This window comes from Acidovorax temperans, from assembly GCF_028596105.1.
GTDB classification, from domain to species: Bacteria; Pseudomonadota; Gammaproteobacteria; order Burkholderiales; family Burkholderiaceae_C; genus Acidovorax; species Acidovorax temperans.
In genome coordinates this window covers 2,054,770-2,079,708 of the sequence record NZ_CP117193.1, presented here as the reverse complement: position 1 = coordinate 2,079,708, position 24,939 = coordinate 2,054,770, and the positions used below count along the sequence as shown (strand labels likewise).

Annotated in this window: 22 protein-coding genes and 3 pseudogenes; 11 read left to right on the top strand and 14 right to left on the bottom strand. The window is 64.1% G+C overall.

Annotation, left to right across the window (positions count from 1 at the left end; translation table 11 throughout):
* Positions 1-65: 65 nt before the first annotated feature.
* The 9 genes and pseudogenes from fdxA to PQV96_RS09875 form a co-directional block, all read right to left on the bottom strand.
* Positions 66-395, bottom strand: a complete 330-nt coding sequence (gene fdxA / locus PQV96_RS09915) for a ferredoxin FdxA (protein WP_066784953.1) — start codon at positions 393-395, stop codon at positions 66-68.
* Positions 396-512: 117 nt separating this feature from the next.
* Positions 513-1,889 carry a sulfate adenylyltransferase subunit 1 gene (locus PQV96_RS09910; RefSeq protein WP_273625147.1) on the bottom strand — a complete coding sequence of 459 codons (1,377 nt, stop codon included), beginning with the start codon at positions 1,887-1,889 and terminating at the stop codon, positions 513-515.
* Positions 1,889-2,842 carry a sulfate adenylyltransferase subunit CysD gene (gene cysD / locus PQV96_RS09905; protein WP_066690705.1) on the bottom strand — a complete coding sequence of 318 codons (954 nt, stop codon included), beginning with the start codon at positions 2,840-2,842 and terminating at the stop codon, positions 1,889-1,891. Before cysD ends, PQV96_RS09910 begins: the two co-directional genes overlap by 1 nt.
* Before the next feature lie 14 nt (positions 2,843-2,856).
* On the bottom strand, positions 2,857-3,480 hold the full coding sequence (locus PQV96_RS09900) for a phosphoadenosine phosphosulfate reductase domain-containing protein (RefSeq protein ID WP_273625145.1): 624 nt from the start codon (positions 3,478-3,480) through the stop codon (positions 2,857-2,859).
* 49 nt (positions 3,481-3,529) lie between these two features.
* Positions 3,530-3,919: a DUF934 domain-containing protein gene (locus tag PQV96_RS09895; RefSeq protein ID WP_420482196.1), complete on the bottom strand. Its 390-nt coding sequence runs from the start codon at positions 3,917-3,919 to the stop codon at positions 3,530-3,532.
* Positions 3,920-3,953: 34 nt separating this feature from the next.
* A complete protein-coding gene (locus PQV96_RS09890; RefSeq protein ID WP_273625144.1) occupies positions 3,954-5,738 on the bottom strand; it encodes a nitrite/sulfite reductase in 1,785 nt (594 codons plus the stop codon).
* A gap of 9 nt (positions 5,739-5,747) precedes the next feature.
* A complete protein-coding gene (locus tag PQV96_RS09885) occupies positions 5,748-6,551 on the bottom strand; it encodes a sulfite exporter TauE/SafE family protein (RefSeq protein WP_273625143.1) in 804 nt (267 codons plus the stop codon).
* Positions 6,552-6,690: 139 nt separating this feature from the next.
* Positions 6,691-8,657 (bottom strand): annotated as a pseudogene (mnmC, locus tag PQV96_RS09880) (bifunctional tRNA (5-methylaminomethyl-2-thiouridine)(34)-methyltransferase MnmC2/FAD-dependent 5-carboxymethylaminomethyl-2-thiouridine(34) oxidoreductase MnmC1).
* A 451-nt stretch (positions 8,658-9,108) separates the two neighbouring features.
* Positions 9,109-9,381, bottom strand: a complete 273-nt coding sequence (locus PQV96_RS09875) for an oxidative damage protection protein (protein ID WP_044400580.1) — start codon at positions 9,379-9,381, stop codon at positions 9,109-9,111.
* A 167-nt stretch (positions 9,382-9,548) separates the two neighbouring features.
* On the opposite strand from PQV96_RS09875, the gene PQV96_RS09870 reads away from it, so the two are divergent.
* The 6 genes from PQV96_RS09870 to ssuC all read left to right on the top strand — a co-directional run bounded on the left by PQV96_RS09870 (position 9,549) and on the right by ssuC (position 15,648).
* Positions 9,549-10,571 (top strand): sulfate ABC transporter substrate-binding protein, encoded by a 1,023-nt coding sequence (locus tag PQV96_RS09870; RefSeq protein ID WP_273625142.1) that lies wholly within the window; start codon positions 9,549-9,551, stop codon positions 10,569-10,571.
* A 282-nt stretch (positions 10,572-10,853) separates the two neighbouring features.
* The gene (ssuE, locus tag PQV96_RS09865) at positions 10,854-11,444 is read left to right on the top strand and encodes an NADPH-dependent FMN reductase (protein WP_273625141.1); all 591 of its coding nucleotides are present in this window, start codon (positions 10,854-10,856) and stop codon (positions 11,442-11,444) included.
* 151 nt (positions 11,445-11,595) lie between these two features.
* Positions 11,596-12,564: a sulfonate ABC transporter substrate-binding protein gene (locus PQV96_RS09860; protein WP_273625140.1), complete on the top strand. Its 969-nt coding sequence runs from the start codon at positions 11,596-11,598 to the stop codon at positions 12,562-12,564.
* Positions 12,565-12,600: 36 nt separating this feature from the next.
* The gene (locus PQV96_RS09855) at positions 12,601-13,596 is read left to right on the top strand and encodes a sulfonate ABC transporter substrate-binding protein (protein WP_273625139.1); all 996 of its coding nucleotides are present in this window, start codon (positions 12,601-12,603) and stop codon (positions 13,594-13,596) included.
* A gap of 33 nt (positions 13,597-13,629) precedes the next feature.
* Positions 13,630-14,823, top strand: coding sequence for an FMNH2-dependent alkanesulfonate monooxygenase (gene ssuD / locus PQV96_RS09850; protein ID WP_207375727.1), 1,194 nt, complete (start codon positions 13,630-13,632; stop codon positions 14,821-14,823).
* A 24-nt stretch (positions 14,824-14,847) separates the two neighbouring features.
* A complete protein-coding gene (gene ssuC, locus PQV96_RS09845; protein WP_273625138.1) occupies positions 14,848-15,648 on the top strand; it encodes an aliphatic sulfonate ABC transporter permease SsuC in 801 nt (266 codons plus the stop codon).
* Between the two features lie 113 nt (positions 15,649-15,761).
* On the opposite strand, the gene PQV96_RS09840 is transcribed toward ssuC, so the two are convergent.
* On the bottom strand, positions 15,762-16,736 hold the full coding sequence (locus PQV96_RS09840; protein WP_273625137.1) for an IS5 family transposase: 975 nt from the start codon (positions 16,734-16,736) through the stop codon (positions 15,762-15,764).
* A gap of 126 nt (positions 16,737-16,862) precedes the next feature.
* On the opposite strand from PQV96_RS09840, the pseudogene PQV96_RS22345 reads away from it, so the two are divergent.
* Positions 16,863-17,109 (top strand): annotated as a pseudogene (locus PQV96_RS22345) (transposase); the annotation flags it as partial.
* Positions 17,110-17,413: 304 nt separating this feature from the next.
* Here the strand turns inward: PQV96_RS22345 and PQV96_RS09830 are convergent.
* Positions 17,414-18,484: a porin gene (locus PQV96_RS09830; RefSeq protein ID WP_207375648.1), complete on the bottom strand. Its 1,071-nt coding sequence runs from the start codon at positions 18,482-18,484 to the stop codon at positions 17,414-17,416.
* 1,079 nt (positions 18,485-19,563) lie between these two features.
* Positions 19,564-20,276: pseudogene (locus tag PQV96_RS09825) on the bottom strand (IS5 family transposase).
* A 207-nt stretch (positions 20,277-20,483) separates the two neighbouring features.
* Between PQV96_RS09825 and PQV96_RS09820 the strand changes: the two are divergent.
* The 3 genes from PQV96_RS09820 (at position 20,484) to PQV96_RS09810 (ending at position 22,921) form a co-directional block, all read left to right on the top strand.
* On the top strand, positions 20,484-21,458 hold the full coding sequence (locus tag PQV96_RS09820; RefSeq protein WP_273625136.1) for an IS5 family transposase: 975 nt from the start codon (positions 20,484-20,486) through the stop codon (positions 21,456-21,458).
* Positions 21,459-21,842: 384 nt separating this feature from the next.
* Complete coding sequence (locus tag PQV96_RS09815; RefSeq protein WP_420482195.1) at positions 21,843-22,658, top strand: ATP-binding cassette domain-containing protein; 816 nt, start codon at positions 21,843-21,845, stop codon at positions 22,656-22,658.
* A gap of 47 nt (positions 22,659-22,705) precedes the next feature.
* Positions 22,706-22,921: a TOBE domain-containing protein gene (locus tag PQV96_RS09810; protein WP_010461298.1), complete on the top strand. Its 216-nt coding sequence runs from the start codon at positions 22,706-22,708 to the stop codon at positions 22,919-22,921.
* 56 nt (positions 22,922-22,977) lie between these two features.
* Here the strand turns inward: PQV96_RS09810 and PQV96_RS09805 are convergent, their stop codons facing one another.
* Positions 22,978-23,601, bottom strand: coding sequence for a hypothetical protein (locus PQV96_RS09805; RefSeq protein WP_273625135.1), 624 nt, complete (start codon positions 23,599-23,601; stop codon positions 22,978-22,980).
* Positions 23,598-24,236: a pyridoxamine 5'-phosphate oxidase gene (pdxH, locus tag PQV96_RS09800; RefSeq protein ID WP_066694213.1), complete on the bottom strand. Its 639-nt coding sequence runs from the start codon at positions 24,234-24,236 to the stop codon at positions 23,598-23,600. The genes PQV96_RS09805 and pdxH overlap by 4 nt, the downstream gene beginning before the upstream one ends.
* Positions 24,237-24,416: 180 nt before the next feature.
* Between pdxH and PQV96_RS09795 the strand changes: the two genes are divergently transcribed.
* Complete coding sequence (locus PQV96_RS09795) at positions 24,417-24,878, top strand: (2Fe-2S)-binding protein (RefSeq protein ID WP_207375136.1); 462 nt, start codon at positions 24,417-24,419, stop codon at positions 24,876-24,878.
* Positions 24,879-24,939 lie beyond the last annotated feature (61 nt).

Sequence of the window (24,939 nt, the reverse complement as noted above, 5' to 3'; positions counted from 1 at the left end):
ATGCCGCTGCGCCATTGCCATGCTCTGGCAAGGGGCGGTGCAGCGGCGGGCAGCGCCAGCGGGCATTACTTGATCAGGTCGGCGATCTTGCCGGGCTTGCCGTTCCACTCGTCGGCGTCGGGCAATGCGGGCTTGCGCTTGGTGATGCTCTTCCAACCATCGGCAAAGGCCAGTTCGGCGTTGATCTTGATGAAGGCGATCTGGTCGGCCGGCAGGTCTTCTTCGGCAAAGATGGCGTTGGCAGGGCACTCGGGAATGCACACGGCGCAGTCGATGCACTCGTCAGGGTCGATGACGAGCATGTTCGGGCCTTCGCGGAAGCAGTCCACGGGGCACACGTCCACACAATCGGTGTACTTGCACTTGATGCAGTTTTCGGAAACGACGTGGGTCATGGCAGAGGGTGTGTGGGTCGGTCGGTGAAAACCCGCGATTTTAAGGCTTTCACCGCGCGGGTTGAGAGGGCCCCTGAGCCCGCAAGGGGGACTCAGGGCATTTTTTGTTGCGCTGGGTCAGTTCACCAGCACCGCGCCAGCGGTCTTGTGGCTGGCGGTGTCCACCAGGATCAGCGAGCCCAGCACGCGGGCCTGGGTGAACGGCGCAGCGGGAATGGCCTCTTGCAGCAGCAGTTCCACATGGCCGATGGCGTTGGGGTCGAGCTGCGTGGCGGCTTCTTCGGCCAGCGTGTTGATGTTGAGCTTGTGCACCACAGCCTTGACTTTGGCCTTGACCCAGCGGTGGCCATGCAGCGCCCAGTACACGCGGCCCGCGACCAGCGGCTCGTCGTCCATCCAGGCGATGGTGGTACGCAGCTCGCGGCTGGCAGGCCAAGCCGGGGTGGCTGCGGGCGTGTCGCCAAAGTCGTCGTCAGCAGCAGGGGCCGCGGCTGCTGTGGGCGCGGCCAGAATCCAGTCGCCGCGCGAGACGTCCACCTCGCGGTCGAGGATGATGCCGGCGCTGGTGCCTGCGGGCACGTCCTTGGGGCGGCGGGCGTGGTCCAGTACCTGGGCCACCGTGGCCAGCTGGCCGCTGGGGAAGATCTGCACTGCCGTGCCGGGCGCAAAGCTGCCTGCGGCCACCCGGCCCCAGAACACGCGGCGGCCCTGGCTGGTGTCGGATGAGGACGAGAACTTTTCTACCCACTGCACCGGGAAGGCGGGTGCCAGCGCCGTGTCGGCGGGGGTGTTGGGCAACTCTTCCAGCACTTGCAGCAGGGTGGGGCCGTTGTAGCCGCACCAGCCCGCATGGGCATCGACCACATTCCAGCCCTTGAGGGCGGACACCGGCACCGTGGCGCGCACGGTGATGCCTGCCGCCTGCGCAAAGGACTGCAGCGCGCCCTGGATGTGCTTCCAGGCCAGCGCGGGGTCTTCCACCGCGTCGAGCTTGTTCACGGCAAACACCAGCGAATGCACGCGCAGCAGGTGCACCAGCAGGCTGTGGCGGCGGGTTTGCGGCAGCAAGGCGAGGTCGGCGTTCTTCCAGTCGAGCTTGGTCGCATCGACCAGCACCACGGCGGCGTCGGCGCTGCTCGCGGCCGTGACCATGTTGCGGGTGTACTGCTCGTGGCCGGGTGCGTCGCCGATGATGAACTTGCGCTCTTCGGTGGCGAAGTAGCGGTAGGCCACGTCGATGGTGATGCCTTGCTCGCGCTCGGCACTGAGGCCGTCGGTCAGCAGGGCCAGGTCAGTTTCGCCCTGGCGCTGCACGCCGGCCAGGTGGTCTTGCAACACGGCCTTGCTGTCTACCAGGAGGCGGCCGATCAGCGTGCTCTTGCCGTCATCCACGCTGCCGCAGGTGATGAACTTGAGGGCGGAGATATGGTCATTTGGGGCTTCAGCGCTTTCTGGATAAGCGCTAGCAGCTATTGAATTAGTAGTGTTTGTCATCAGAAATAACCGTCCTTCTTGCGCTTTTCCATCGACGCGTCGCTCGTCTTATCGTCCATGCGCGTGGCGCCGCGCTCGCTCACGTCGGCGGCCAGGGTCTCGATGACGATCTCGGCCGGGGTGGCGGCGGTGCTCTCCACCGGTGCGGTGCAGGTGATGTCGCCCACGGTGCGGAAGCGCACGTCGCGCGTTTCCACCACGTCGCCTTCGCGCGCGGGGGTCAGCTCGGTCACGGGCATCAGCAGGCCCTTCTTGTCCACCACCTGGCGCTTGTGCGTGTAGTAGATGCTGGGCAGGCCGATCTGCTCGCGGTCGATGTACTGCCACACGTCCAGCTCGGTCCAGTTGCTGATGGGGAACACGCGGAAGTGCTCGCCGGGCTGCAGGCGGGTGTTGAACAGCGTCCACAGCTCAGGGCGCTGGGCCTTGGGCTGCCATTGGCCGAAGCTGTCGCGGTGGCTGAAGATGCGCTCCTTGGCGCGGGCCTTTTCTTCATCGCGGCGGGCGCCGCCAATCAGCGCGTCAAAGCGGAATTCCTCAATCGCTTCGAGCAGCGTGACGGACTGGTGCACGTTGCGCGATTCGCCAGGGTGCGCCAGGCGCACGGTGCCGCGCGCCATCGAATCCTCCACGCTGCGCACGATGAGTTCGGCGCCCAGTTCCTTGGCGCGGAAGTCGCGGAAGTCCGTCACTTCAGGGAAGTTGTGGCCCGTGTCGATCATCAAGAGCGGGTAGGGAATGCGGCCCGCGCCGAAGGCCTTCTCGGCGCACTTGAGCATGACCAGCGAATCCTTGCCGCCCGAGAACAGCAGGGCGGGGCGCTCAAAGGCGGCGGCGACTTCGCGCAGGATGAAGATGGTTTCTTCTTCCAGGGCGTCGAGGTGCGAGTTGTTGAGGTGGTAGCTCATATCGTTGGTTTTCTCAAGCAGCGCTGAGTCGGTGCGGGCGTTCATGGGGGTGTCCGGGTTCAGTGGGCCAGATGCAGGCCGCATTCGCGGTTGTCTTCGCCCTTGGTCGGGTCCACGTAGTCGAAGTTGTTGGGCAGGCCGTGCTTCACGCAGTATTCGTGCAGGTCTTTGGACGACCAGTGCAGCAGCGGCGCCACTTTGATGAGCCCGTCGGGGTTGATGCTCACGGGGTCCATCTGTGCGCGCACGGCGGTGTCGGTGGCACGCAGGGCGGTGAACCAGACCTCGGGCGCGGTCTCGCGCAGGGCGCGGGCAAAGGGCTCCAGCTTCACTTCAGCGGTGAATGCGGCGTGGCGTGGGTCGTCCAGCGCGGGCGTGGGGCCTTCCACGGCTTCGCGGTGGGCGCGCGAGCGCAGGGGCAGGTAGATTTTCAGGTTCAGGCTCAGCTGCTTGGTCACCTCGTCGGCAAAGCGGTAGGTGGCTTCGGTGTTGTAGCCGTTGTCCATCCACACCACGGGCACCTTGGGGTTCACCTGCGTGACCATGTGCAGGATCACGGCTTCAAAAGGCCGGAAGTTGGTGGTGACGATGCTGGTCTTGCCCAGGCCCAGGGCCCATTGCACGAGGCCCTGGGCGTTGTGGCCGAGTTCGGCATTGATGCGTTCGAGATCGATTTTGCTCATGGTGAGGGGCTCGTGTTGCGGTGCTGCGGGCGCGTGGGCGGTGCGCCTGTCAGGCGACCTTGGCGGCAAACAGGGGTTGGGGGTTCACGGCGTCGGCCTGGTAGAAGCCGGGGAAGCGTTCGAACTGGCGCTGCGCATCGGCAGCGTCCACGCCTTCGCGCAGCACAGCGCTGGAAAAGCCCGTGCGCTGCATCTGCACCAGCTGGTCGATCAGCACATCGCCGGTGGCGCGGATCTCGCCTGTAAAGCCACGGCGGCGGCGCAGCAGGAAGGCCTGGCTGAACGCACGGCCATCGGTGAAGTGGGGGAAGTGCAGGTCTACACGTTCCACGCCGTCGAGCGTGAGGGCCATGGCGTCGGCATCGTTGGGCAGGGCCACGGTGCGGGTGTCGCCCTCGGCGGGCGGCTGGTGGTCTTGGGCAGAGAGTAGTTTCAGCATCGTCATGTCTTGGTGGCTTGCAAGGCGCTGCCGTTCAGGCGGCGGCAGTCTCGGCTTCCTTGTGGCGGGCCTGCTTGGCAGCTTCCTTGAACGGGTCGAGGCCGGTGCGGCGCACGGTGTTCTGGAAGGTCTCGCCGCTTTCGCGCAGGTCGCGGTAGGTGTTCAGCACGGCCTCGATCACGTCCGGCACTTCGGCGGCCGAGAACGAGGGGCCAATCACCTTGCCGGCCACGGCAGCGCCCGACAGGTCGGAGCCGTCGGAGCCGCCCAGCGTCACCTGGTACCACTCCTTGCCGTCTTTATCGACACCCAGGATGCCAATATGGCCGCTGTGGTGGTGCCCGCAGCTGTTGATGCAGCCGCTGATGTGCAGGTCGATCTCGCCAATGTCGTCCAGCTCGTCCAGGTCTTGATAGCGCTGGGTGATGGCCTCGGCAATCGGCAGCGAGCGGGCGTTAGCCAGCGCGCAGAAGTCGCCGCCGGGGCAGGCGATCATGTCGGTCAGCAGTTGCACGTTGGCGCTGGCCAGGCCCAGGGCTTTGGCTTCTTGCCACAGCGCGAACAGGCGGCTGGCGTGCACCCAGGGCAGCAGCACGTTCTGGTCGTGGGTCACGCGGGCTTCACCGGCGGAATACTTGTCCACCAGATCGGCCAGGGCGATGAGCTGGTCGCTGGTGGCGTCGCCGGGCGACTGGCCGGGGCGCTTGAATGACAGCGTCACGGCGCGCAGCTGCGGGTTCTGGTGCGGGTGCACATTGCGCTGCAGCCAGCGGCCAAACATCACGTGTTCTGCGGCCTGGGCGTCCAGCTGTGCTTGCAGGGCTTCGGGCGCCACGTCGGCAATGTCAGCCAACTTTGGTGCCACAAAGCAGGCGGCCACGCGGTCGAACTCGGCCTGCGGGATGGTGTGGGGGCCGCCGTCGATCTCCAGAATCTGGCGGTATTCGGCTTCCACATCGTCGATGTACTGCTGGCCTTCAGACTTCACCAGAATCTTGATGCGGGCCTTGTACTTGTTGTCGCGGCGGCCATGCTCGTTGTACACGCGCACGATGGCCTCGATGTAATTCATGATCTGGTTCCAGGGCAGGAACTCGCGAATCACGGTGCCAATCACCGGCGTGCGGCCCATGCCGCCGCCCACAAACACCTTGAAGCCAATCTCACCCGCATCGTTCTTGACCAAGTGCAGGCCCACGTCGTGCCAGCCGGTGGCAGCGCGGTCTTCCTTGGCGCCGGTGATCGCGATTTTGAACTTGCGGGGCAAAAATGCGAACTCGGGGTGCAGCGTGGACCACTGGCGGATCAGCTCGGCATAGGGGCGGGGGTCCACGATCTCGTCCACAGCGATGCCTGCCAGGGCGTCGGTGGTGGTGTTGCGGATGCAGTTGCCGCTGGTCTGAATGCCGTGCAAGTTCACACTGGCCAGCAGGTCCATCACGTCCGCACTTTTCGACAGCGGAATCCAGTTGAACTGCACGTTGGTGCGGGTGGTGAAGTGGGCGCAGTTCTTAGGCAAAAAGGTGGTGCCCAGCTTGCCCTGGCCTTCCATGGCGGCCTTGAAGACCGCCGCTTCGGGCTCGTCGTATTCGCGGGCAATCTGTGCCAGCACGCGCAGCTGGCGGCTGGCGATTTCGCCGTAGGGCACGGCCACGCGCAGCATCGGGGCGTAGCGTTGCACATACCAACCGTTTTGCAGGCGCAGCGGGCGAAAGTCGTCTTCGCTCAGCTTGCCCGCCTGCCAGCGGTTGAGCTGGTCACGGAACTGCGCTGCGCGTTGCTTGACGAACTCGGTGTCGAAAGCGGTGTATTGGTACATAGAGAAGACTCAGATCAGAATCAGTTTGAAGCCCGCCCAGGCGAGCAACAGAGAAAGGGCCGAGCGGATGAGGCGCTCAGGGGTGCGGGTGACCAGGCGCGAGCCCAGCCAGATGCCGGGCAGCGAGCCCGCCAGCAATTGTGCAAGCAAAGGCCAGTCCACCGAGCCGAGCGATGCATGTCCCAGACCGGCCACGAGGGTCAATGGCACGGCATAGGCGATGTCGGCACCGATGATGCGGGGCAGCGGCAGCATGGGGTAGACCAGCAGCAGCACGGTGACGCCGATGGCGCCTGCGCCCACCGAGGTGAACGTGACCAGCGTGCCGATGACGGCGCCCAGCAGCACGGGCAGGCTCCAGTGGCGTGGGCGGGTGACGTCACCCGTGTGGGCCTTGCGTGCGGCGTTTTGAGCGGCCTGGCGCTGGGCAGAAAAAACAATCGCCTTGTAGAGCGTGGCAGCGGCTGTGAGCAGCAGGGCAAAGCCCAGCGTGGTGGTCATGATGCGCTGCGCGGTGGCGCTGGCCGGGCCCAGGGTGCGCAGCGCCCACAGCGCCAGCAGGGCGGCCGGAATGCTGCCTGCGCACAGTTGGCCCACCACTTTCCAGGGCACCAGGCGCTGGCGGGCCAGGCTGACGGTGCCGCCCATCTTGGTGAAAGCCGCAAACAGCAAATCGGTGCCCACGGCCATGTGGGGCTTGATGCCGAAAAAGAAGATGAGGATGGGCGTCATCAGCGAGCCACCGCCCACGCCCGTGAGTCCGACGATCAGACCCACCGCGAAACCCGCAAAGACAAACGCCAATTCATGCATGGCGGCGAATGTAGAGGGGCTTCTTATGGAAGCAAACTATTATTTTGTGCTTCTAATATGCAAATATAGATATAAAGACGTGTTGTAAGAGGTGCCAAGCTGGTGGCCAATCAGTTTTCCGGCAGTCCACACAGCGTTTTTACATCCGCTCGCTCGCCAGTGCGCGGGCCAGTTTGGCGTCCAGCGGCAGGGGTTCGCCGTTCAGGCGGGCGGCCAGCAATTCGCCGCACAGCAGGGCCAGAGTCAGCCCCCGCGCGCCCATGGCGGTGCACACCCACAGGCCGGGCAGCGTGGCGGCATCCACCGGCCCCACGATGGGCAAGCGGTCGGGGGCGGTGCAGCGCACGGCGGCCCAGTGTTCCACCGAGGCGGCCGCGCCATCGGCCTGCTCGCCAGCCGCCAGCCGGGCTTCGAAACGGGGCGCCAGGGCGCGGGCGGCGGTGGGCATCAGGGTTTGCAGCTTGTTCCATTGCCCCTGGTGGGCGGCGAGCTGGTCTGGTGCGCTGGCAGGTAGTTCGGTCACGTTACGCTCGAATGTCGAGCCCATGATCCAGCCGCGTTCCGTAGCCGGTTCTGCCGGTTCCGCAGGGTTGTGGGTCTGCCCCACACCAAACGACGGCACCACGTTGCCATGCCCATTGGCTGGGAAGGGCGCGGGTGGCGGCAGGTGCGCGGCATAGCGGCCCCAGGACACCTGCCCGCGCACGGGTTGCAGGGGCCAGCGCTCGGCCAGCAGGGGGGGCTGCCTGCGCCTGCGGCAATCACCACCACAGGGGCCTGGGCCAACACTTGGCCTTGCGCATCCAGCGCTTGCCATTCGGTGGGGGCGGCGGCATCAGCACCCGGCGTGGGGCGCATGCTGGCCACGGCGCACTGGCCACGCCAGGTCACGCCAGGCTCGCGCAGCAGGGCTCGCACCAGCTGGGGTGGGCGAATCCAGCCTGCCCGGTTGTGCCAGCAGGCCACGGCATCCGGCGGCAGGCCCGCTTGTTCGCGGGCTGATTCGGGGGCGAGAATGGTCCAGTCGGCGCCTGGCCCTGCGTGCCAGTCGGCGGGCAAGCCGGGGGTGCCGTCGGTGCGGTGTTCCAGCACGCCGGTGGGGCCCCAGTCTTGCCCGGCCTGCAGGCGTTGGCTGGCTTGCTGCAAGGTGGTGCGCACGCCGCTGCGCGACAGGCGCGAGAGCACGGCATCGTCGGGCGACACATGGGGCGCAAACACACCCGCTGGCAGGCCCGATGCGCCCGCAGCGGGTTCGGCTGCCTGGTCTAGCACTTGCACCTGCCAGCCCCGGCGGGCCAGACTGGCGGCAGCGGCGGCACCTGCCAGCCCGCCACCAATCACCAGGCAATGCGGGTGCTGCGCGCTGGCTTGGGGGGCTACGTCGGGCAGCGTGGCCGTGCGGGCACGGGGTTCCCAGCGGGGGTTGTAGGTGGCGTGCAGGTTGTCGCGTTTGGGGGGCACGCCGGGCACGCGCTGCACTTCAAAACCGCACTCGGCCAGCGCATCGCGCACGGCGCGGGCAATGGTCCAGGTGGCCAGCTGCGTGCCCCGGCGGCAGCAGCGCGCCACGGCTTTGAGGGTGTGGGCGCTCCAGATATCGGGGTTGACGGAGGGGCTGAAGCCGTCGAGGTACACCGAGTCGGCGGTGGGCGCCTGCTGGCGCAGCATCTCTTGCGCATCGCCCACATACAGCGTGAGCAGCACGCGGCCGTCTTCAAACGCCAGGCGGTGCACGCCGGGCAGCAGGCCCCACCACTGGGCGTGCAGTTGCTCGGCCAGGGGCGCGAGGTCGGGGTGGGCGGCGGTGCCACGCAGCAGGTCGGCAGCGCTCACGGGCCAGGCTTCGGTGGAGATGAAGTGCAGCAGGCGCGGGCGTTGCGGGTCGGCGCGCCATGCAGCCCAGGTGACGAGAAAGTTCAGCCCAAAGCCAAAGCCCGTTTCCAGCACCCGCCACTGGGGCTGCCCAGCCCAGGCCGCAGGCAGGCCGCAGCCTTGCAGAAACACGCGGCGTGCCTGGTCCAGCCCCCCGTTTTCACTGTGGTAGCGGTCGCCAAAGCGGGGGCTGTAGGGGGTGCCGTCGGGCAGCCAGTCGATGGGCTCGGACATGGGGTATGCAAGTGCTGAACACCGGGCCCGTGCACGCCTTGCGCGCGGCCCAGAAAAACAAAGGGCGCCACAAGGGCGCCGTGCTGGGTTTGGTTTGTACCCGAAGCGGGATCTGTCGCTATTGCGTTAGATCACTCACTCACTGGCTGGGCGGGACGTAGCCCGCCGCGGCGTCTGCGCCGCCACCAAAGAAGTGATTTTGGCGAAACCACTTCTTGCAGCACTGCACTTCGCTTTGCTCCGTTACGCGCTGGGCGGGACATAGCCCGCCGCGGCGTCTGCGCCGCCGCCGAAGAAGTGGTTTTGGCGAAACCATTTCTTGCAGCGCTGCACTTCGCTTTGCTGCGTTACGCGCTGGGCGGGACGTAGCCCGCTGCGGCGTCTGCGTCGCCGCCAAAGAAGTGATTTTGGCGAAACCACTTTTTGCAGCGCTGCACTTCGCTTTGCTGCGTTACGCGCTGGGCGGGACGTAGCCCGCCGCGGCGTCTGCGCCGCCGCCAAAGAAGTGGTTTTCCATCTGCCTGGCCAAATACTGGCGGGCGCGGGCGTCGGCCAGGTTCAGGCGGTTTTCATTGACCAGCATGGTCTGGTGCTTGAGCCAGTCAGCCCAGGCTTGCTTGCTGACGTTTTCCCAGATGCGCTTGCCCAGCTCGCCGGGGTAGGGCGGAAAGTCCAGGCCTTCTGCCTCTTGGCCGAGTTTGATGCATTGGACGGTGCGTGCCATGGTGTTTCCTTCTTGTGATGGGGTGGGTACGAAGGCTGCGCGGGGCAGTCTTCAGATGTTTTGGGTATTAAGAACTGAAATCTTATTGGTTCCAGTTTTTAAGAGGGCCTTCCAGAATGCGTTTCATCGGTGTTTTGCACCGCCCACATTCAAAACCGAGGACCCCCATGAACTTTCGCCGCGACTTTATCAAGTTTCCATTGGCCGCAACCTTTGCAGGCGCTTTGGCGTTGACCGCATTGCCGTCGTTTGCACAGTCTGTGACGCTGCTCAATGTGTCCTACGACCCGACCCGCGAGCTGTACGTGGATTTCAACCAGGCCTTTGCCAAGCACTGGAAGGCCAAAACCGGCCAGGACGTGACCATCAAGCAAAGCCACGGTGGCTCAGGCAAGCAGGCGCGCTCCATCATCGACGGGCTAGAAGCCGATGTGGCCACGCTGGCCCTGGCGGGTGACACCGATGCGCTGCACACCAACGGCGGCTGGATTCCGAAAGACTGGCAAAAGCGCCTTCCGCACAACAGCTCGCCCTACACCTCCACCATCGTGCTGGTGGTGCGCCAGGGCAACCCCAAGGGCATCAAGGACTGGGACGACCTGGTGCGCCCCGATGTGAAGGTGATCACGCCCAACCCCAAGACCTCGGGCGGCGCGCGCTGGAACTACCTGGCTGCCTGGGAATTCGCCAAGCGCAAATATGGCGGTGACGCTAAGGCCAAGGACTTCGTGGCCAAGCTGTACGGCAACGTTCCCGTGCTGGACACCGGCGCGCGCGGCTCCACCATCACCTTTGCGCAGCGCAACCAGGGCGATGTGCTGATCGCCTGGGAGAACGAGGCCTACCTGCTGGAGAAAGAGTTCGGCGCCAAGTTCGACGTGATTGCGCCTTCGATCTCCATCCTGGCCGAGCCCGCCGTCGCGGTGGTGGACAAGAACGTGGACAAGAAGGGCACCCGTGCCGTGGCCGAGGCCTATCTGCAGTACCTCTACACCGAAGAAGGCCAGGACATTGCGGGCAAGTATTTCTACCGCCCTGCGGTGTCTGACAAAGCCAAGGCCAAGTACGCCAAGCAGTTCCCCAAGCTGAACCTGTTCACCATCAACGACGCGTTTGGTGGCTGGGACAAGGCGGCCAAAGACCACTTTGCCGACAACGCCAGCTTCGACCAGATCTACACCAAGAAGTAAACCGGCAGGCCCGCCCCGCACCCCTTCAAACGCCTGGGCACCGCCCAGGCCCGAAGAACCCGCCCAACCCGGCGGGCAGGGCGGAGCCTTGTCTTTTGAATAAAAAAATGGCTCTTCTAGCGAATGCTAGTGATGCACTCGATAAATGTCGTACGTCGAAATTGCCGTCTACAGACGTACGGCGATTTCCATCACTACTATTCGCTAGAAGAGCCTAAAAAGTGCCCCTGGCGCTTTCTGATAAAGCGCAAGCAGCTATCAAAATAATAGTGAAGGAACGCCATGTCCGCCTTGTTGATTGCCGGCAGCCCCTCCGAGCGCTCCCGCTCTGCCGCCTTGCTCGATGCCGTATCGCAGCGCCTGCACGCCCGGGGCGCCCTGGCGGACCGCATCCACATCCGCAACCTGTCGCCCCAGGCCCTGCTGCTGGCCGACTTTGGCCACCCCACCGTGGTGGCCGCTACCGACCAGGTGGCCAAGGCCCGCGTGCTGGTGGTGGCCACTCCGGTCTACAAGGCGGCCTATAGCGGCGTGCTCAAGGTGTTTCTGGATTTGTTGCCGCAAACGGCGCTCAAGGGCAAAACCGTGCTGCCGCTGGCCACGGGCGGCAGCCCGCACCACATGCTGGCGCTGGATTACGCGCTGCGGCCCGTGCTGCAGTCGCTGGGGGCCAAGCACATCCTTCCCGGCATTTACGCCACCGATTCGCAGGTCACCCTCTCGCCCGAAGGCAGCTATGACGTGCACAGCGACGTGGCCGTGCGGCTGGATGACGCTGTGAACCTGATCATCACCGAGACCCTGCGGCCCACGCCGCCCGTGGCCGGGCGCTTTGAGCCCGTGGCCTTCTCGCAGGTGCGATGTAGCGTGTAGGGCGCAACCGGGCCTGCAGCACCAGCCGCAGGCCCCGCCCAACCCCCCCTCCATTTTTTGAACCCTTCAGAGATGCCTTTTTTGCAGGGCAGGGCGCAGCTTTGCCCGGCCGTACCCCCAGGCACTGCAACCCTTTTACCGAGAACATCGCATGACACACCGTTTTTCCCCATCCCGCCGCCAGGTCCTTGCCACCGGTATCGCATCGGGCTTGCTCGCCACCGGCCTGGCTGCCCCCGCATGGGCCCAAACCAGCGCAGGCGACGTGCTGCGGGTGGGCCACCAAAAAGGCTGGCTCTCCATCATCAAAGCCCGTGGCACGCTGGAAAAGCGCCTGGCACCGCTGGGCGTGAAAGTGACCTGGACGGAATTCAACGCCGGCCCCGTGCAGCTCGAAGCGCTCAACGTTGGTTCCATCGACTTTGGTGATGTGGGCGAGGCCCCGCCCATCTTTGCCCAGGCCGCCGGTGCGCCGCTGGTGTACGCCGGGGCTACCGTGCCACGCCCCGCGCTGGAAGCCGTGATCGTGCCCAGCGGCTCCGCCATCCGCAGCGTGGCGGACTTGAAGGGCAAACGCGTGGCCTACAACAAGGGCTCCAACGTGCATTACTTCCTGGTCAAGCTGCTGGAAAAGCACGGCCTGAAGTACGCCGATGTGCAGTCCGTCTTCCTGGCCCCGGCCGATGCGCGCGCCGCCTTTGAAAAAGGCGCGGTCGATGCCTGGATCATCTGGGACCCCTTTCTCGCCTCGGCCCAGAAAACGCTGGGCGCGCGCATCCTGGCCGACGCCACGGGCGTGGTGAACAACCGGGCGTACTACTTCAGCTCGCGCGACTTTGCCAGCCGCCACCCCGAAGTGCTGCGCATTGCCGTGGAAGAGATCAACGCCATCGACCGCTGGGCGTCGAAGAACAAAGATGCCGCGTCCACCGAGCTGTCTGCCGTGCTGGGGCTCGATACCGCCATCACCCGCCTGTACTTGGACCGCGCCCAGTTCGGCACCGCACCCGTCACCCGCGAGATCCTGGCTGAGCAGCAAGCCATTGCCGATGCGTTCTTCGACCTGAAGCTCATCCCCAAAAAGCTCAACCTGCTGCACGCCGCGCCCGTGGGGCTGTAAGGCCCGGGCTGCGCACACCCCAAAAAGGAGTCCCCCATGACCCGACCTACCTTGAGCCCCCAGCGCCGCCGCGCGCTGCAACTGCTGGGCGTCACCGCCTTTCACTGGACCTTGGCCAGCCGCTACACCCAGGCCCAAAGCCCTGCCGTGCCAGGCCCCGAGCAACTGCGCATCGGCTACCAGAAGTCCGCCGTCAACCTCGTCATCCTCAAGCAGCAGGGCGTGCTGGAAAAGCGCTTCCCCGGCACGCGGGTGAGCTGGCTGGAATTCCCGGCCGGGCCGCAACTGCTCGAAGCCCTGTCGGTCGGCAGCCTGGAATTCGGCCTGACCGGGGACTCGCCCCCCGTGTTCGCCCAGGCCGCGGGCAAAGACCTGCTCTACGTGGGCGCCGAGCCGCCCAAGCCCGACAGCTCGGCCCTGCTGGTGCTGAAAGATTCGCCCCTGCGCACCCTGGCCGACCTGAAGGGCCGCCGCATTGCCGTGCAAAAGGGCAGCAGCGCGCACTACCTGCTGGTCAAGGCGGTAGAGCGGGCGGGTCTGCAGTGGGCTGACATCCAGCCCGTGTACCTGGCCCCGGCCGATGCCCGCGCCGCGTTCGAGCGCAAGAGCGTGGACGCCTGGGCGATCTGGGACCCGTTCTACGCCGCCACCGAACTCGCCATCCAGCCCCGTGTCCTCGCGACTGGCCGCGACCTGGCGAGCAGCAACAACTCGTTCTACCTGGCCGCCCGCCCGTTTGTGCAGGCCCACCCGCAGGTGCTGCGCGTGTTGTTTGACGAACTCAGCCGTGCCGACCGCCTGGCGCAAGAGGCGCGCAAAGACGCCATCAAGCTCATTGCCGACTTCAGCGGGCTGGACGCGGGCGTGGTGAGCCTGTTCATCCAGCGCCGCCCGTCATCGCCTGTGGACGTGCTCGGCCCCACCACCGTGGCCGATCAGCAGCGTGTGGCCGATGCGTTTTTCAAGCTCGGTCTCATCCCCAAGCCGGTGAACGTAGCCGACATCGTTTGGCGGCCCGCCGCCCGGTCCTGATTTTTTGCTCTACCTACCGTCTCAGAGGTCTTCATGAAAATTTTCTGGTTCATCCCCACCCACGGCGACAGCCGCTACCTTGGCACTTCCAAAGGCGCCCGCCAGCTCAACCACGACTACCTCAAGCAAGTGGCCGTAGCGGCCGACAGCCTGGGCTATGAGGGCGTGCTCATCCCCACCGGCCGCTCGTGCGAAGACCCGTGGGTGGTGGCGGCCAGCCTGCTGCCTGTCACGCGCAACCTCAAGTTTCTGGTGGCCGTGCGCCCCGGCCTGCACCAGCCCGCGCTGGCGGCGCGCATGGCGGCCACGTTTGATCGCCTCTCGGGCGGGCGGCTGCTCATCAACCTGGTGACGGGCGGCGACCAGGCCGAGCTGGAGGGCGACGGCGTGTTCCTCGACCACGCCACGCGCTATGAACAATCGGCCGAGTTCATCCGCATCTGGCGCGAGATCCTCGCGCGCAGCCACAGCGGTGAATCGTTCGACTACGACGGCCAGCACCTCAGCGTGAAGGGCGCCAAGCTGCTGTTTCCGCCCCTACAGCAGCCGCACCCGCCGGTGTACTTTGGCGGCTCATCCCCCGCCGCGCACGACCTGGCAGCCGAGCAGGTCGAGACGTATCTGACCTGGGGCGAACCCCCGGCCGAGGTCGCCAAGAAAGTGGCCGATGTGCGTGCCCGTGCCGCCAAGCACGGCCGCACCGTGAAGTTCGGCATTCGCCTGCACGTCATCGTGCGCGAGACGGACGAGCAGGCCTGGGCCGCCGCCGAAGAGCTCATCAGCCACGTCAGCGACGACACCGTGGTGCGTGCCCAGGCCGTGTTTGCACGCATGGATTCCGAAGGCCAGCGCCGCATGGCTGCCCTGCACGCTGGTGGTGCCAAACGCAGCCGCAAAGACCTGGAAATCAGCCCCAACCTGTGGGCGGGCGTGGGTCTGGTGCGCGGCGGCGCGGGCACCGCCTTGGTGGGTGACCCGCAAACGGTGGCGGCACGCATTGAGGAATACGCGGCGCTCGGGCTGGACACGTTTGTGCTCTCGGGCTACCCGCACCTGGACGAGGCTTACCGCTTTGCCGAGCTGGTTTTCCCGCTGCTGCCCCTGCCGCTGCGCCAGCAGCTTTCCAGCGGCAACCCTTTGTTTGGTAACCCTCTGGGCGGCACACCGCTGGGGCCGTTTGGCGAAACCGTGGCCAATGACTTTGTGCCGCGCGCATCGCAAAGCTGACCTCATCAAAACAGGACGCAACGCATGACACACACCGCCAAAGAACCGCCCGTGGCATCCCTGGCCGATGCCGTGGACCTGCCCCTCAAAGCGCCCGTGCTACCCGCCGCCGTGCTGCACTTTGCCCGGCAATTTGCGCAGCGCCTGCTGCCCTGGGCCGTGCCGGTGGGCCTGATTGCGCTGTGGCAGGTGGCCTCGTCGCAAGGCTGGCTGTCTACCCGCGTGCTGCCCGCGCCGCTCGATGTGATCAAGGCCGCCTGGGCCCTGGCCGCCTCGGGCGAGCTGTGGACGCATGTGCGCGTCAGCGCTGGCAGGGCCTTGACCGGTCTGGCCATTGGCGGCGGCCTGGGGCTGCTGCTGGGCCTGCTCACCGGCTCGGTGCGGCTGTTTGAAACGCTGCTCGACTCCACCATTCAGATGGTGCGCAACATCCCCGCGCTGGCGCTCATCCCGCTGGTCATCCTGTGGTTTGGCATTGATGAATCGGCCAAGCTGTTCCTCATCAGCGTGTCGGTGTTCTTCCCCATCTACCTCAACACCTTCCACGGCATCCGCAATGTGGACCCAGGCTTGATCGAGATGGGCCGCACCTATGGCCTGAGCCGCTGGCAGCTGTACCGGCAAATCATCCTGCCCGGGGCGCTGTCCAGCATTCTGGTGGGGCTGCGATTTTCGCTGGGGCTGATGTGGGTGATTTTGATCGTGGCCGAAACCATCTCGGCGCAGGCCGGTATTGGTTACCTGACCATGAATGCGCGCGAGTTTCTGCAGACCGACATCGTGCTCGTGGGCATCTTGCTGTACGCCTTGTTAGGGCAATGCTGAACAAGTAACGTCATATCCATCGCACAGCCATTTGAATGCCAAATGGCCCGCAAAGATACTGTGCTTTGCCCCACAGGGCCTGTTTCGGGAGCCTTTGAGCCCCCTTCGGACCCTTACGGGCGCACCTGTCCCTGCAGGCGCCCTCGGGCAAGGTAGATGTTGGCCAGCGCCAAGGCCGTGAACGCACGCGTGGCGTTCTTTTGCAGCCCGCGATAGCGCACCTTGGTGAATCCCCACAGGCGCTTGACCACCGCAAAGACATGCTCGACCCGAGCGCGCACCCGTGACTTGTTGCGGTTCTTGGCCCGCTGAACTTCGTCCACCTCGCCCGCACGGCGGGTGCGCTGGTTGGTGAAGTCCTTGGCCCTGGGGGCCTTGCTCGCTATCAGTGCTTTCTGGCTGGCATAGGCCGAGTCGCCGTACACACGCCGCTCATTGCCATGCAGCAGATTGGGCAGAGGGTGTTTGTCATGCACGTTGGCCGCCGTCACCACGGCGCTGTGCGCCAGCCCGCTTTGGCTGTCCACGTCAATGTGCAGCTTCATGCCGAAATACCATTGCTGGCCTTTGCGGGTCTGGTGCATGTCGGGGTCGCGCGCCTTGTCGGCGTTCTTGGTAGAACTGGGCGCGGCGATGATGGTGGCATCCACGATGGTGCCGGTATTGACCTTGAAGCCGCGCTCCTGCAATTGCTGGCCTACCTGGGCAAACAGGGCTTCGCCCAGTTTGTGCTCATTGAGCAGTTTGCGAAACTTCAGCAGCGTGGTGGCGTCGGGCACGCGTTCGCGGCCCAGGTCAATCCCCACAAAGCGGCGCAGGCTGGCACTGTCATACAGAGCCTCCTCGCACGCCAGATCGGCCAGGTTGAACCAGTGCTGCAGGAAATGGATGCGCAGCATGCGCTCTAGGCCAATGGGCGGGCGGCCGTTGCCTGCCTTGGGGTAGTGCGGCTCTATCACCTGACACAGAGCGGCCCATGGCACTATTGTCTGCATGGTCCGCAAGAACTCTTCGCGTCGGGTGGGTTTGCGCGAATGCTCGAATCCGTTGTCTTGATCTGCGGCCATTGCCAGGGTCTGCTGCTTCATCTGCGGATAACGTTTGCCCCCCCTCAACGGTGGACCTTAATCAGCGTTGCCTTAATCGGTTCTTTTGAACCGGTTCGATTTTGCGAGAGCACTCCCGATGACAAGATGAGTGAATCATTGCGTTTCGAGGCGGTGATGGCCGAAGTCACGGCCCGGCAGGCGCGCCCGCTAGAGCCGATATACCCCGTGGTGTTCTTCGACGCGCTGCGCGTGAAGATCAAGGAGGACGCGGGCGTGCTGGTCGACGGCAGCCGCGACTTCCTGGGCCTGTGAATCGAAGGCACCGAGGCCGCCAAGTTCTGAATGAAGGTGTTCAGCGTGCCTGAAGCGCTGGGCGCGGTGTTCCCCGCCACCACGCATGCAAACATGCATCGCGTGCCGGCATTGATGCTCGACGCCCCCGCGTGCACGGCCTGGAACTTAGTGTGCCCGAGCGCGTCGGTACCGGCGCGCACAGAGGTACAACTGCAGCTGTGCGAGCTTCGACCTCGAAGAAGCTTCACTTGTGTTCAACCCACAGGCGAGCAATTCCATGACCCAGTCCCCTCGCGAAGGACTTGAACAAAAATGTCCCGTTTCGCGGGACATTCCCTTAAACCCGGCCTGCAGATTTTTTACACCGAGTAGACAGGCGGTTTTTCAAAATTCCTCTGGCTGGCGAAGGCCAGCCAGAGGAATTAGAAGCTGTGGCGCAGACCGATGTCCAGCCCGCTGGACGAGCTGCCCAAGCCGGTGCTGGAGCCGTTCAATGCCACGCGCGCGGCGGCGTTATTCTTCAGGCGAGCATACGTCGTGTATACGGCAGTGCGCTTGGACAGGTTGTGCGTGTAGCCGATAGCCAACTTCTTGGATTCCGGGGTGCCAGCTAGGTCGGTCTCGTAGACAGAGTAGGCCGCGCGGATTTCGCCGGCGCCGACCGGGATCCGGCTGCCGACCATCCAGCCCTTGCCGTCCAGCGTGCCGTTCCTGGCGCGCTCGATCTGGAACATGGCCCTGGCGACGCCGAAGTCCCACTGACCAGCAAGGTTGGTTCTACGCGTGTCGCCGGCAGCGTAGTCAGCGCGGTGGGTACCGATGGCCACATCGACGGGACCGCCAGCGTAGCCCAGGCGGATGCCCATGCCACGGCCGTCGTTTTCCGTCGCCGCGCCATTCTGACTGTTCTCGCCCATGTGGTACTGGACACTGCCGTAGAAGCCGCCCAAATTGCGCGGGAGGAAGTAGGTGACGCCGTTGGAAGAACGCTGGGCGACCGGGCCACCGACAGCATCGGAGCTGCCGATTTGGTGGAGCAGGGTGCCGCCGACTCCAATCACACTGAACGGGTCGAACCTGATCGTGTTCTCGTATGGCGGAATGTAGTCGCGACCCAAGCGTACTTCGCCCCAGTGGCCGGCGAGGCTGACTGTGGAACGACGGTTGAAGGTCAGACCCTGCGTGCCGGCCGTTGCATTGGAAGTGCCAGTGGTCTGGTTGTTGCTGTTGGTACTGTCGCCAAGACCGGTGTCGGCGAAAAATTGGGCTTCGAGCCAGAAGGAAGCGGACATGCCGCCGCCCAGGTCTTCCGTGCCGCGGAAGCCAATACGGGAGGTGCTCAACCCCCCGCTGCCCAGCCGGGTCATGTCGGACACCGTGCCGCGGCCGAACTGCAGGGTGGCGTCAACGATGCCGAAGATTGTGACGGAAGATTGGGCAGAAGCCGCGCCGGCAGCAGCCAGAACAGCCAGAGCAATCAAAGACTTTTTCATGCAAGTTTCTCCAAGGTTAAACATCGGTGCTCCGCTTGCGAAAGGCTCACGAAATGCAGGCACTCTTGTGCTCCCGCCGAGTCCCGGGGCCAACCTCCCTTTGGGAAGTTGTCGTTATTGCACCAGAAGACTGGAAGGGGAGCAAATATTTGACGCTCAGCAGTATGATTTGCGTGGCGAACGAACAACAGGACGACTCTTAGAGCTTTGACGCGCTGTTGGCTAAGCGAGACATCCGGGCGAAGAAGTGATCCAATGACATCAACAGGATCATTTTCAGCGAAACTCCCCCGTCCTTCCGGCTCGAGCGTCTAAGCGGAAGTGTGTACGCCCTTCGACAAAGTGGCCCCCAACGACCACAGTTGAGCCGATCACGTCCATGTTCCAATAGATTCGTCTCCTTTGATTGGTCGAGGGGCGTGACTGTTTGCGCGAGTTGAAATGCTGACTCTGATTTCGGAAGTGCTTTATACCGTTAGGGAGGCTGAACACGGACGGGTTCATCTATCAGTGCCACCGTCGGAGATCTTTGCACAGCTCGTAGAACACGGCGCGCGAGGAAACGCTTATGCGAACTTTGTGTTGGGACGGGCACAGGTCGGCGCAAGTTGCGGACATATTGCACCGCTCCAACTGGTCCCCAAGCTGAACTACCGGGAGGGGTACACCCGCTTGCTCCGTGCCGCTCACGGGGGAGAGGCCGAGGCTTGGTTCGAGCTATACAGAGCCTGCGCCAACTATCGATCGGTCCTCGCAAACCGATCCGCTGCAATTTTTTTCTTGAGCAAGCTGCTAGCCAAGGTGTGCAGCTTGCCAAAACGAGCTTGGGCGTCTTCACTCTTCTCCATGCGCAGGACGTTGAAGCCGTCGTCGCCGGTCAACGGTGGTTAGTCGAGGCGGCAATGTGTGGAGAAGAATCGGCTTTCACGGTGCTTTCAACCTTTCTTGTGCCCAACGATTCTTCATCCGAGACTGAAGAAAGTGTCACGAATGTATTGGCACAAGTTGCTGCAGACGCAGAACTTTCCCTTGCTTTGCGACTGTCACGTACTTTTCGATTGACTAGGACGTGTTGAGAATCAGCGAGAGTTGATAACCCCAGCTGCGAGATAGATCATCGCTGCGAAGCTGCTATCCGTCTTGTCGCTGCGCATTGCGATACGTTTGAACTCCTTGAGCTTGCAAAAGAAGTTCTCGATCAAGTGGCGCCATTTGTAGACCTCCAGGTCAATCTCCAGTGGCGCTCTCCTTCGCGGCATCTGTGAGATCACCACCTGCGCCCCGCGCTTGTCCAACTCCTGGATCAGCCAATTCACATCGAAGGCCTTGTCGGCGAGCAAGGCTTCAAAGCGCACATCAGCGATCAGCTCTCTGACCCCTTTGGTGTCATGGCGCTGCCCTGGCATCAAGACGAACTTCACCAGATTGCCCAATGCATCTGTCAGCGCCAGGATCTTCGTGGTCATGCCGCCCCTCGAGTGGCCTATGGCCTGGCCCGAAGTCCCCCTTTTGCCCCCTGGCCGTGCCGATGCACTTTCACAATCGTGGCATCCACCATCGCATATTCCATGTCCGGCTGCTCGCTCACTGCATCGAACAGACGTTGGAACACATCGGCCTTAACCCAGTCTCTAAAGCGTTTGAACACCGTGTTCCACTTGCCGAACTCTGGCGGCAGGTCTCGCCAGGGGCTGCCTGTGCGGGCAATCCACAGCACTGCCTCAACGAAGCGGCGGTTGTCTGTGCCGCTGCGTCCAGGATCACTTGGCTTGCCAAGGCATTGAGGCTCCATCTTGGCCCATTGCTCGTCTGTCAGTACCCATCGAATGCTCATGCGCCTATTGCATCACAGCCCTCCGAGCCGTTGTGCTTGATTCTCAACAGCCCCTAGGCTGGAGGCAGCTCGAATTCCTTTGTTTAGAGCCACCAGACGCAGCCTAATAATTAAGGCAACGCTGATTAAGGTCCACCGTTGAGGGGGGTCAAACGTTATCCGCAGATGAAGCAGCAGACCCTGGCAATGGCCGCAGATCAAGACAACGGATTCGAGCATTCGCGCAAACCCACCCGACGCGAAGAGTTCTTGCGGACCATGCAGACAATAGTGCCATGGGCCGCTCTGTGTCAGGTGATAGAGCCGCACTACCCCAAGGCAGGCAACGGCCGCCCGCCCATTGGCCTAGAGCGCATGCTGCGCATCCACTTCCTGCAGCACTGGTTCAACCTGGCCGATCTGGCGTGCGAGGAGGCTCTGTATGACAGTGCCAGTCTGCGCCGCTTTGCGGGCATTGACCTGGGTCGTGAACGGGTGCCCGATGCCACCACGCTGCTGAAGTTTCGCAAACTGCTCAATGAGCACAAACTGGGCGAAGCCCTGTTTGCCAAGGTAGGCCAGCAATTGCAGGAGCGCGGCTTGAAGGTCAATACCGGCACCATCGTGGATGCCACCATCATCGCCGCGCCCAGTTCTACCAAGAACGCCGACAAGGCGCGCGACCCCGACATGCACCAGACCCGCAAAGGCCAGCAATGGTATTTCGGCATGAAGCTGCACATTGGGGTGGACAGCCAAAGCGGGCTGGCGCACAGCGCCGTGGTGACGGCGGCCAACGTGCACGACAAACACCCACTGCCCGATCTGCTGCATGGCAATGAGCGACGCGTGTACGGCGACTCGGCCTATGCCAGCCAGAAAACACTGATAGCGAGCAAAGCCCCCAGGGCCAAGGACTTCACCAACCAGCGCACCCGCCGTGCGGGCGAGGTGGACGAAGTTCAGCGGGCCAAGAACCGCAACAAGTCACGGGTGCGCGCTCGGGTCGAGCATGTCTTTGCGGTGGTAAAGCGCCTGTGGGGATTCACCAAGGTGCGCTATCGCGGGCTGCAAAAGAACGCCACGCGTGCGTTCACGGCCTTGGCGCTGGCCAACATCTACCTTGCCCGAGGGCGCCTGCAGGGACAGGTGCGCCCGTAAGGGTCCGAAGGGGGCTCAAAGGCTCCCGAAACAGGCCCTGTGGGGCAAAGCACAGTATCTTTGCGGGCCATTTGGCATTCAAATGGCTGTGCGATGGATATGACGTTACTTGTTCAGCATTGCCTTATTGATCCGGCAGGCTTTATTCGTAAACCTTGCTCGGGCTGAGGTGTCGAAGCCCCTCGACGGGCTCAAGTTGAACGGCATCTGGACTCTGCAATAAACCGTGCCGGATCAATAGGCAAGCTGGCGGATGTGTTTGCCAAGGGCCTCGAACGCTACTGGCTGAGATGGCACCCCGGCTATCAGGCCTGATGCTCCAACGTTTCAAAGCTCACATTTTTATAGCTGCTAGCGCTTGCTACATAAGCGCGGGAGGGCATTTTGACTAATCATTCATCTTCACAACCCCAAGGCGTGCGCCTGGAAGTGCGTGGCGTGGACAAGCGCTACGGCACACGCACTGTGCTCAAAAAGGCCGACCTGGTGATCGAGCCGGGCGAATTCGTCGCCATCGTGGGCCGCAGCGGCTGCGGCAAGAGCACGCTGCTGCGCCTGGTGGCGGGGCTGGAATCGGTATCGAGCGGCACCATCCGCATCGACGGCGAGGGCGTGAGCGGCCTGAGCGACACCACCCGCATCATGTTTCAGGACTCGCGCCTGCTGCCCTGGAAGCGCGTGGCTGACAACGTGGCCCTGGGCCTGCCGCCCGCGCAGCGCGGCGCGGCGGCCGATGTGCTGGGCCGCGTGGGCCTGGGTGACCGGCTGCACGAATGGCCCGCGCGCCTGTCCGGCGGCCAGCGCCAGCGCGTGGCCCTGGCCCGTGCCCTGGTGCACAACCCGCGCATGCTGCTGCTCGATGAACCGCTGGGCGCGCTCGATGCGCTCACCCGCATCGAAATGCACCGCCTGATTGAAGGCCTGTGGCGCAGCACCGGCTTTACCGCGCTGCTCGTCACCCACGACGTGCAAGAGGCCGTGGCCCTGGCCGACCGCGTGGTGCTGATCGAAGACGGCCAGATCGCGCTGGACCAGCGCATTGACCTGCCACGACCCCGCGTGCACGGCGATACGGCGTTTGCGCAGCTTGAAAAACGCATCCTCGACCGCGTGCTGCAAAAGCCCGACCGCGACCCCGAACCCGCAGCCCCCGCAGGCTGGCCCGGCGTGCCCGCCCACGGCCTGCGCTGGGCGGTCTGAACCCCTTTCACTTTTTCCCCATCCACGGACTTTTCAAGGAGAAAACCATGTCCATCCAAGCCATCAACGTACGCAACCAGTTCAAGGGCAAAGTGCGCGAAATCATTCGCGGCGATGTCGTCTCGGAAGTCGATGTCGAAACGCCCTGGGGCGTCGTCACCTCTGTCATCACCACCCGCTCGGTGGACGACCTGGGCCTGGTCGTCGGCTCTGACGTGGTGGCGCTGGTCAAGTCGACCGAGGTGTCCATCGCCAAACTGTAAATCGGCTTGATATAAAAATAGCTACCAGCGCTCGCCTATCAAGCGCTGGTAGCTATCTATTTGGTAGCGGCAGGCGTTGTGGCGCTGGCGGGCAGGCAGCCCGCAAAGCCCTGCGGCCCGGGGGCAGACACCTCGGTCAGCGCCAGCTCGTCCATGCGGTCGTTCTGGCCCGGTATCTTGGTCAGCCGCTGCCCGTTTTGCCAGCGCCACTGCTGGCCGTCGAAGCTGTAGACGAAGGTGTGCGTGCGGTTGGAAAGCAGGTGCGCCGGGGTGAGGGTGATGGCCTGGGCTTCCGCCTCTGTCGCAGCGGTGGCGCGTGCCTCGTTGTCCTTGATGACGATCTTGCCGACAAACGGCGTCACGGCCGATTCAGTGGCCATCACTTCCGGCTGCACCTGGGCCGGGCTGTAACCCGTTTTCGTCCAGACGCTATTCCCCGCAATGTCGGCCTTGCCCACATGTGGCGTGCGGGCCGCCACACACTGCGTGCAGGCTTGCGCCAATGTGGCAAAGCTCTCATTGGCTTGCTGCGTGGCCGCGGCCGGCTGCTGGGGGGCAGACTGCGGCTTGCACGCGGCCAGTGCGGCGCAGGCGGCTGCCAGGCACAGGGCCGTGCGCAGGCGCGTAGCGGGGTGTTGGTGGTGCACAGCGGGTTGTAGGTGCAGAGACTGGTGCCTCATGGTGCCAGCCGCTCGCGCACCCAGTCGGTGCCGTCCAGCCGGTAGCGCAGGCGGTCGTGCAGGCGGCTCTTGCGGCCTTGCCAAAACTCCCACTGGTCGGGCTTCAGGCGGTAGCCGCCCCAGTGCGGTGGGCGCGGGGGCTTCAGCATGAACTGCGCGCCGTATTTGGCCGCATTGGCCACCAGCACGCCGCGCCCCGCAATCACCTGGCTTTGCGGGCTGGCCCAGGCGCCAATGCGCGAATCGAGCGGGCGGCTGTGGAAGTATTCGTCGCTTTCCTCGTCGCTCACCTTTTCCACCACGCCTTCAATGCGCACCACGCGCTCCAGCTCCACCCAATGGAACTGGATGGCGGCGTAGGGGTTGCCCGCCAGTTGGCGGCCCTTGCGGCTGTCGTAATTGGTAAACCAGACAATGCCGCGCTCGTCATAGCCCTTGATGAGCACGATGCGCGTGCTGGGGCGCATATCGCTGCCCACCGTGGCCAGCGTCATGGCGTTGGGCTCCGGCACTTCGGCGCTGATGGCTTCTTTCAGCCACTGGTCAAACTGTTGCAGGGGGGCGGCGTGCGAAGCGTCTTCGTTCAGCTCGGCACGCTCGTAGCTCTTGCGAAGGTCTGCGATGGATGTGGTCATTCCGCCATTGTGCAATGCACGCGCCAGCCCCGCGCTGCGCTGGGGCAAGAGCAGGGCAGGGAATGGACCCTACGCAATCTCGACTGCCAGCAGAAAAACGCTGGTTGGGATTTAATCCCGCCACTATTTTGCTGCCCAGCCGCATGGCTGCGAGCTGATCCCCCACCGGAGAACCTCACGATGCCCACCTTGAACATCAACGGCAAAGATACTGCCGTCAACGCCGACGACTCCACCCCCATCCTCTGGGCCCTGCGCGACACGCTGGGCATGACCGGCACCAAGTTTGGCTGCGGCCAGGCCCTGTGCGGGGCCTGCACCGTGCACCTGAACGGCGCGCCCGTTCGCTCGTGCGTCACGCCCATCTCGGCCGCTGCGGGCCAGAAGATCACCACCATCGAAGCCATTGCCGCCGATGACAAGGTGGGCAAGGCCGTGCACGCCGCCTGGGTCAAGCATGACGTGGCCCAGTGCGGCTACTGCCAAAGCGGCCAGATCATGAGCGCCACCGCGCTGCTCAAGGGCAAGAAGAAACCCACCGACGCCGACATCGACGCCGCCATGGCAGGCAATGTGTGCCGCTGCGGCACCTATGTGCGCATACGCGCCGCCATCCACGACGCCGCCAAGTCTTTGGCCTGATCGGTTCAAAAAAACTCTTCTGGCGTCGTTGCTGCGTCTTGTCGTACTGGTAGTACTGCCT

Coding starts and splice junctions, on each gene's coding strand:
- fdxA (WP_066784953.1), bottom strand. CDS start 395: ATGACCCACGTCGTTTCCGAAAACTGCATCAAGTGCAAGTACACCGAT.
- PQV96_RS09910 (WP_273625147.1), bottom strand. CDS start 1,889: ATGACAAACACTACTAATTCAATAGCTGCTAGCGCTTATCCAGAAAGC.
- cysD (WP_066690705.1), bottom strand. CDS start 2,842: ATGAACGCCCGCACCGACTCAGCGCTGCTTGAGAAAACCAACGATATG.
- PQV96_RS09900 (WP_273625145.1), bottom strand. CDS start 3,480: ATGAGCAAAATCGATCTCGAACGCATCAATGCCGAACTCGGCCACAAC.
- PQV96_RS09895 (WP_420482196.1), bottom strand. CDS start 3,919: ATGCTGAAACTACTCTCTGCCCAAGACCACCAGCCGCCCGCCGAGGGC.
- PQV96_RS09890 (WP_273625144.1), bottom strand. CDS start 5,738: ATGTACCAATACACCGCTTTCGACACCGAGTTCGTCAAGCAACGCGCA.
- PQV96_RS09885 (WP_273625143.1), bottom strand. CDS start 6,551: ATGCATGAATTGGCGTTTGTCTTTGCGGGTTTCGCGGTGGGTCTGATC.
- PQV96_RS09875 (WP_044400580.1), bottom strand. CDS start 9,381: ATGGCACGCACCGTCCAATGCATCAAACTCGGCCAAGAGGCAGAAGGC.
- PQV96_RS09870 (WP_273625142.1), top strand. CDS start 9,549: ATGAACTTTCGCCGCGACTTTATCAAGTTTCCATTGGCCGCAACCTTT.
- ssuE (WP_273625141.1), top strand. CDS start 10,854: ATGTCCGCCTTGTTGATTGCCGGCAGCCCCTCCGAGCGCTCCCGCTCT.
- PQV96_RS09860 (WP_273625140.1), top strand. CDS start 11,596: ATGACACACCGTTTTTCCCCATCCCGCCGCCAGGTCCTTGCCACCGGT.
- PQV96_RS09855 (WP_273625139.1), top strand. CDS start 12,601: ATGACCCGACCTACCTTGAGCCCCCAGCGCCGCCGCGCGCTGCAACTG.
- ssuD (WP_207375727.1), top strand. CDS start 13,630: ATGAAAATTTTCTGGTTCATCCCCACCCACGGCGACAGCCGCTACCTT.
- ssuC (WP_273625138.1), top strand. CDS start 14,848: ATGACACACACCGCCAAAGAACCGCCCGTGGCATCCCTGGCCGATGCC.
- PQV96_RS09840 (WP_273625137.1), bottom strand. CDS start 16,736: ATGAAGCAGCAGACCCTGGCAATGGCCGCAGATCAAGACAACGGATTC.
- PQV96_RS09830 (WP_207375648.1), bottom strand. CDS start 18,484: ATGAAAAAGTCTTTGATTGCTCTGGCTGTTCTGGCTGCTGCCGGCGCG.
- PQV96_RS09820 (WP_273625136.1), top strand. CDS start 20,484: ATGAAGCAGCAGACCCTGGCAATGGCCGCAGATCAAGACAACGGATTC.
- PQV96_RS09810 (WP_010461298.1), top strand. CDS start 22,706: ATGTCCATCCAAGCCATCAACGTACGCAACCAGTTCAAGGGCAAAGTG.
- PQV96_RS09805 (WP_273625135.1), bottom strand. CDS start 23,601: ATGAGGCACCAGTCTCTGCACCTACAACCCGCTGTGCACCACCAACAC.
- pdxH (WP_066694213.1), bottom strand. CDS start 24,236: ATGACCACATCCATCGCAGACCTTCGCAAGAGCTACGAGCGTGCCGAG.
- PQV96_RS09795 (WP_207375136.1), top strand. CDS start 24,417: ATGCCCACCTTGAACATCAACGGCAAAGATACTGCCGTCAACGCCGAC.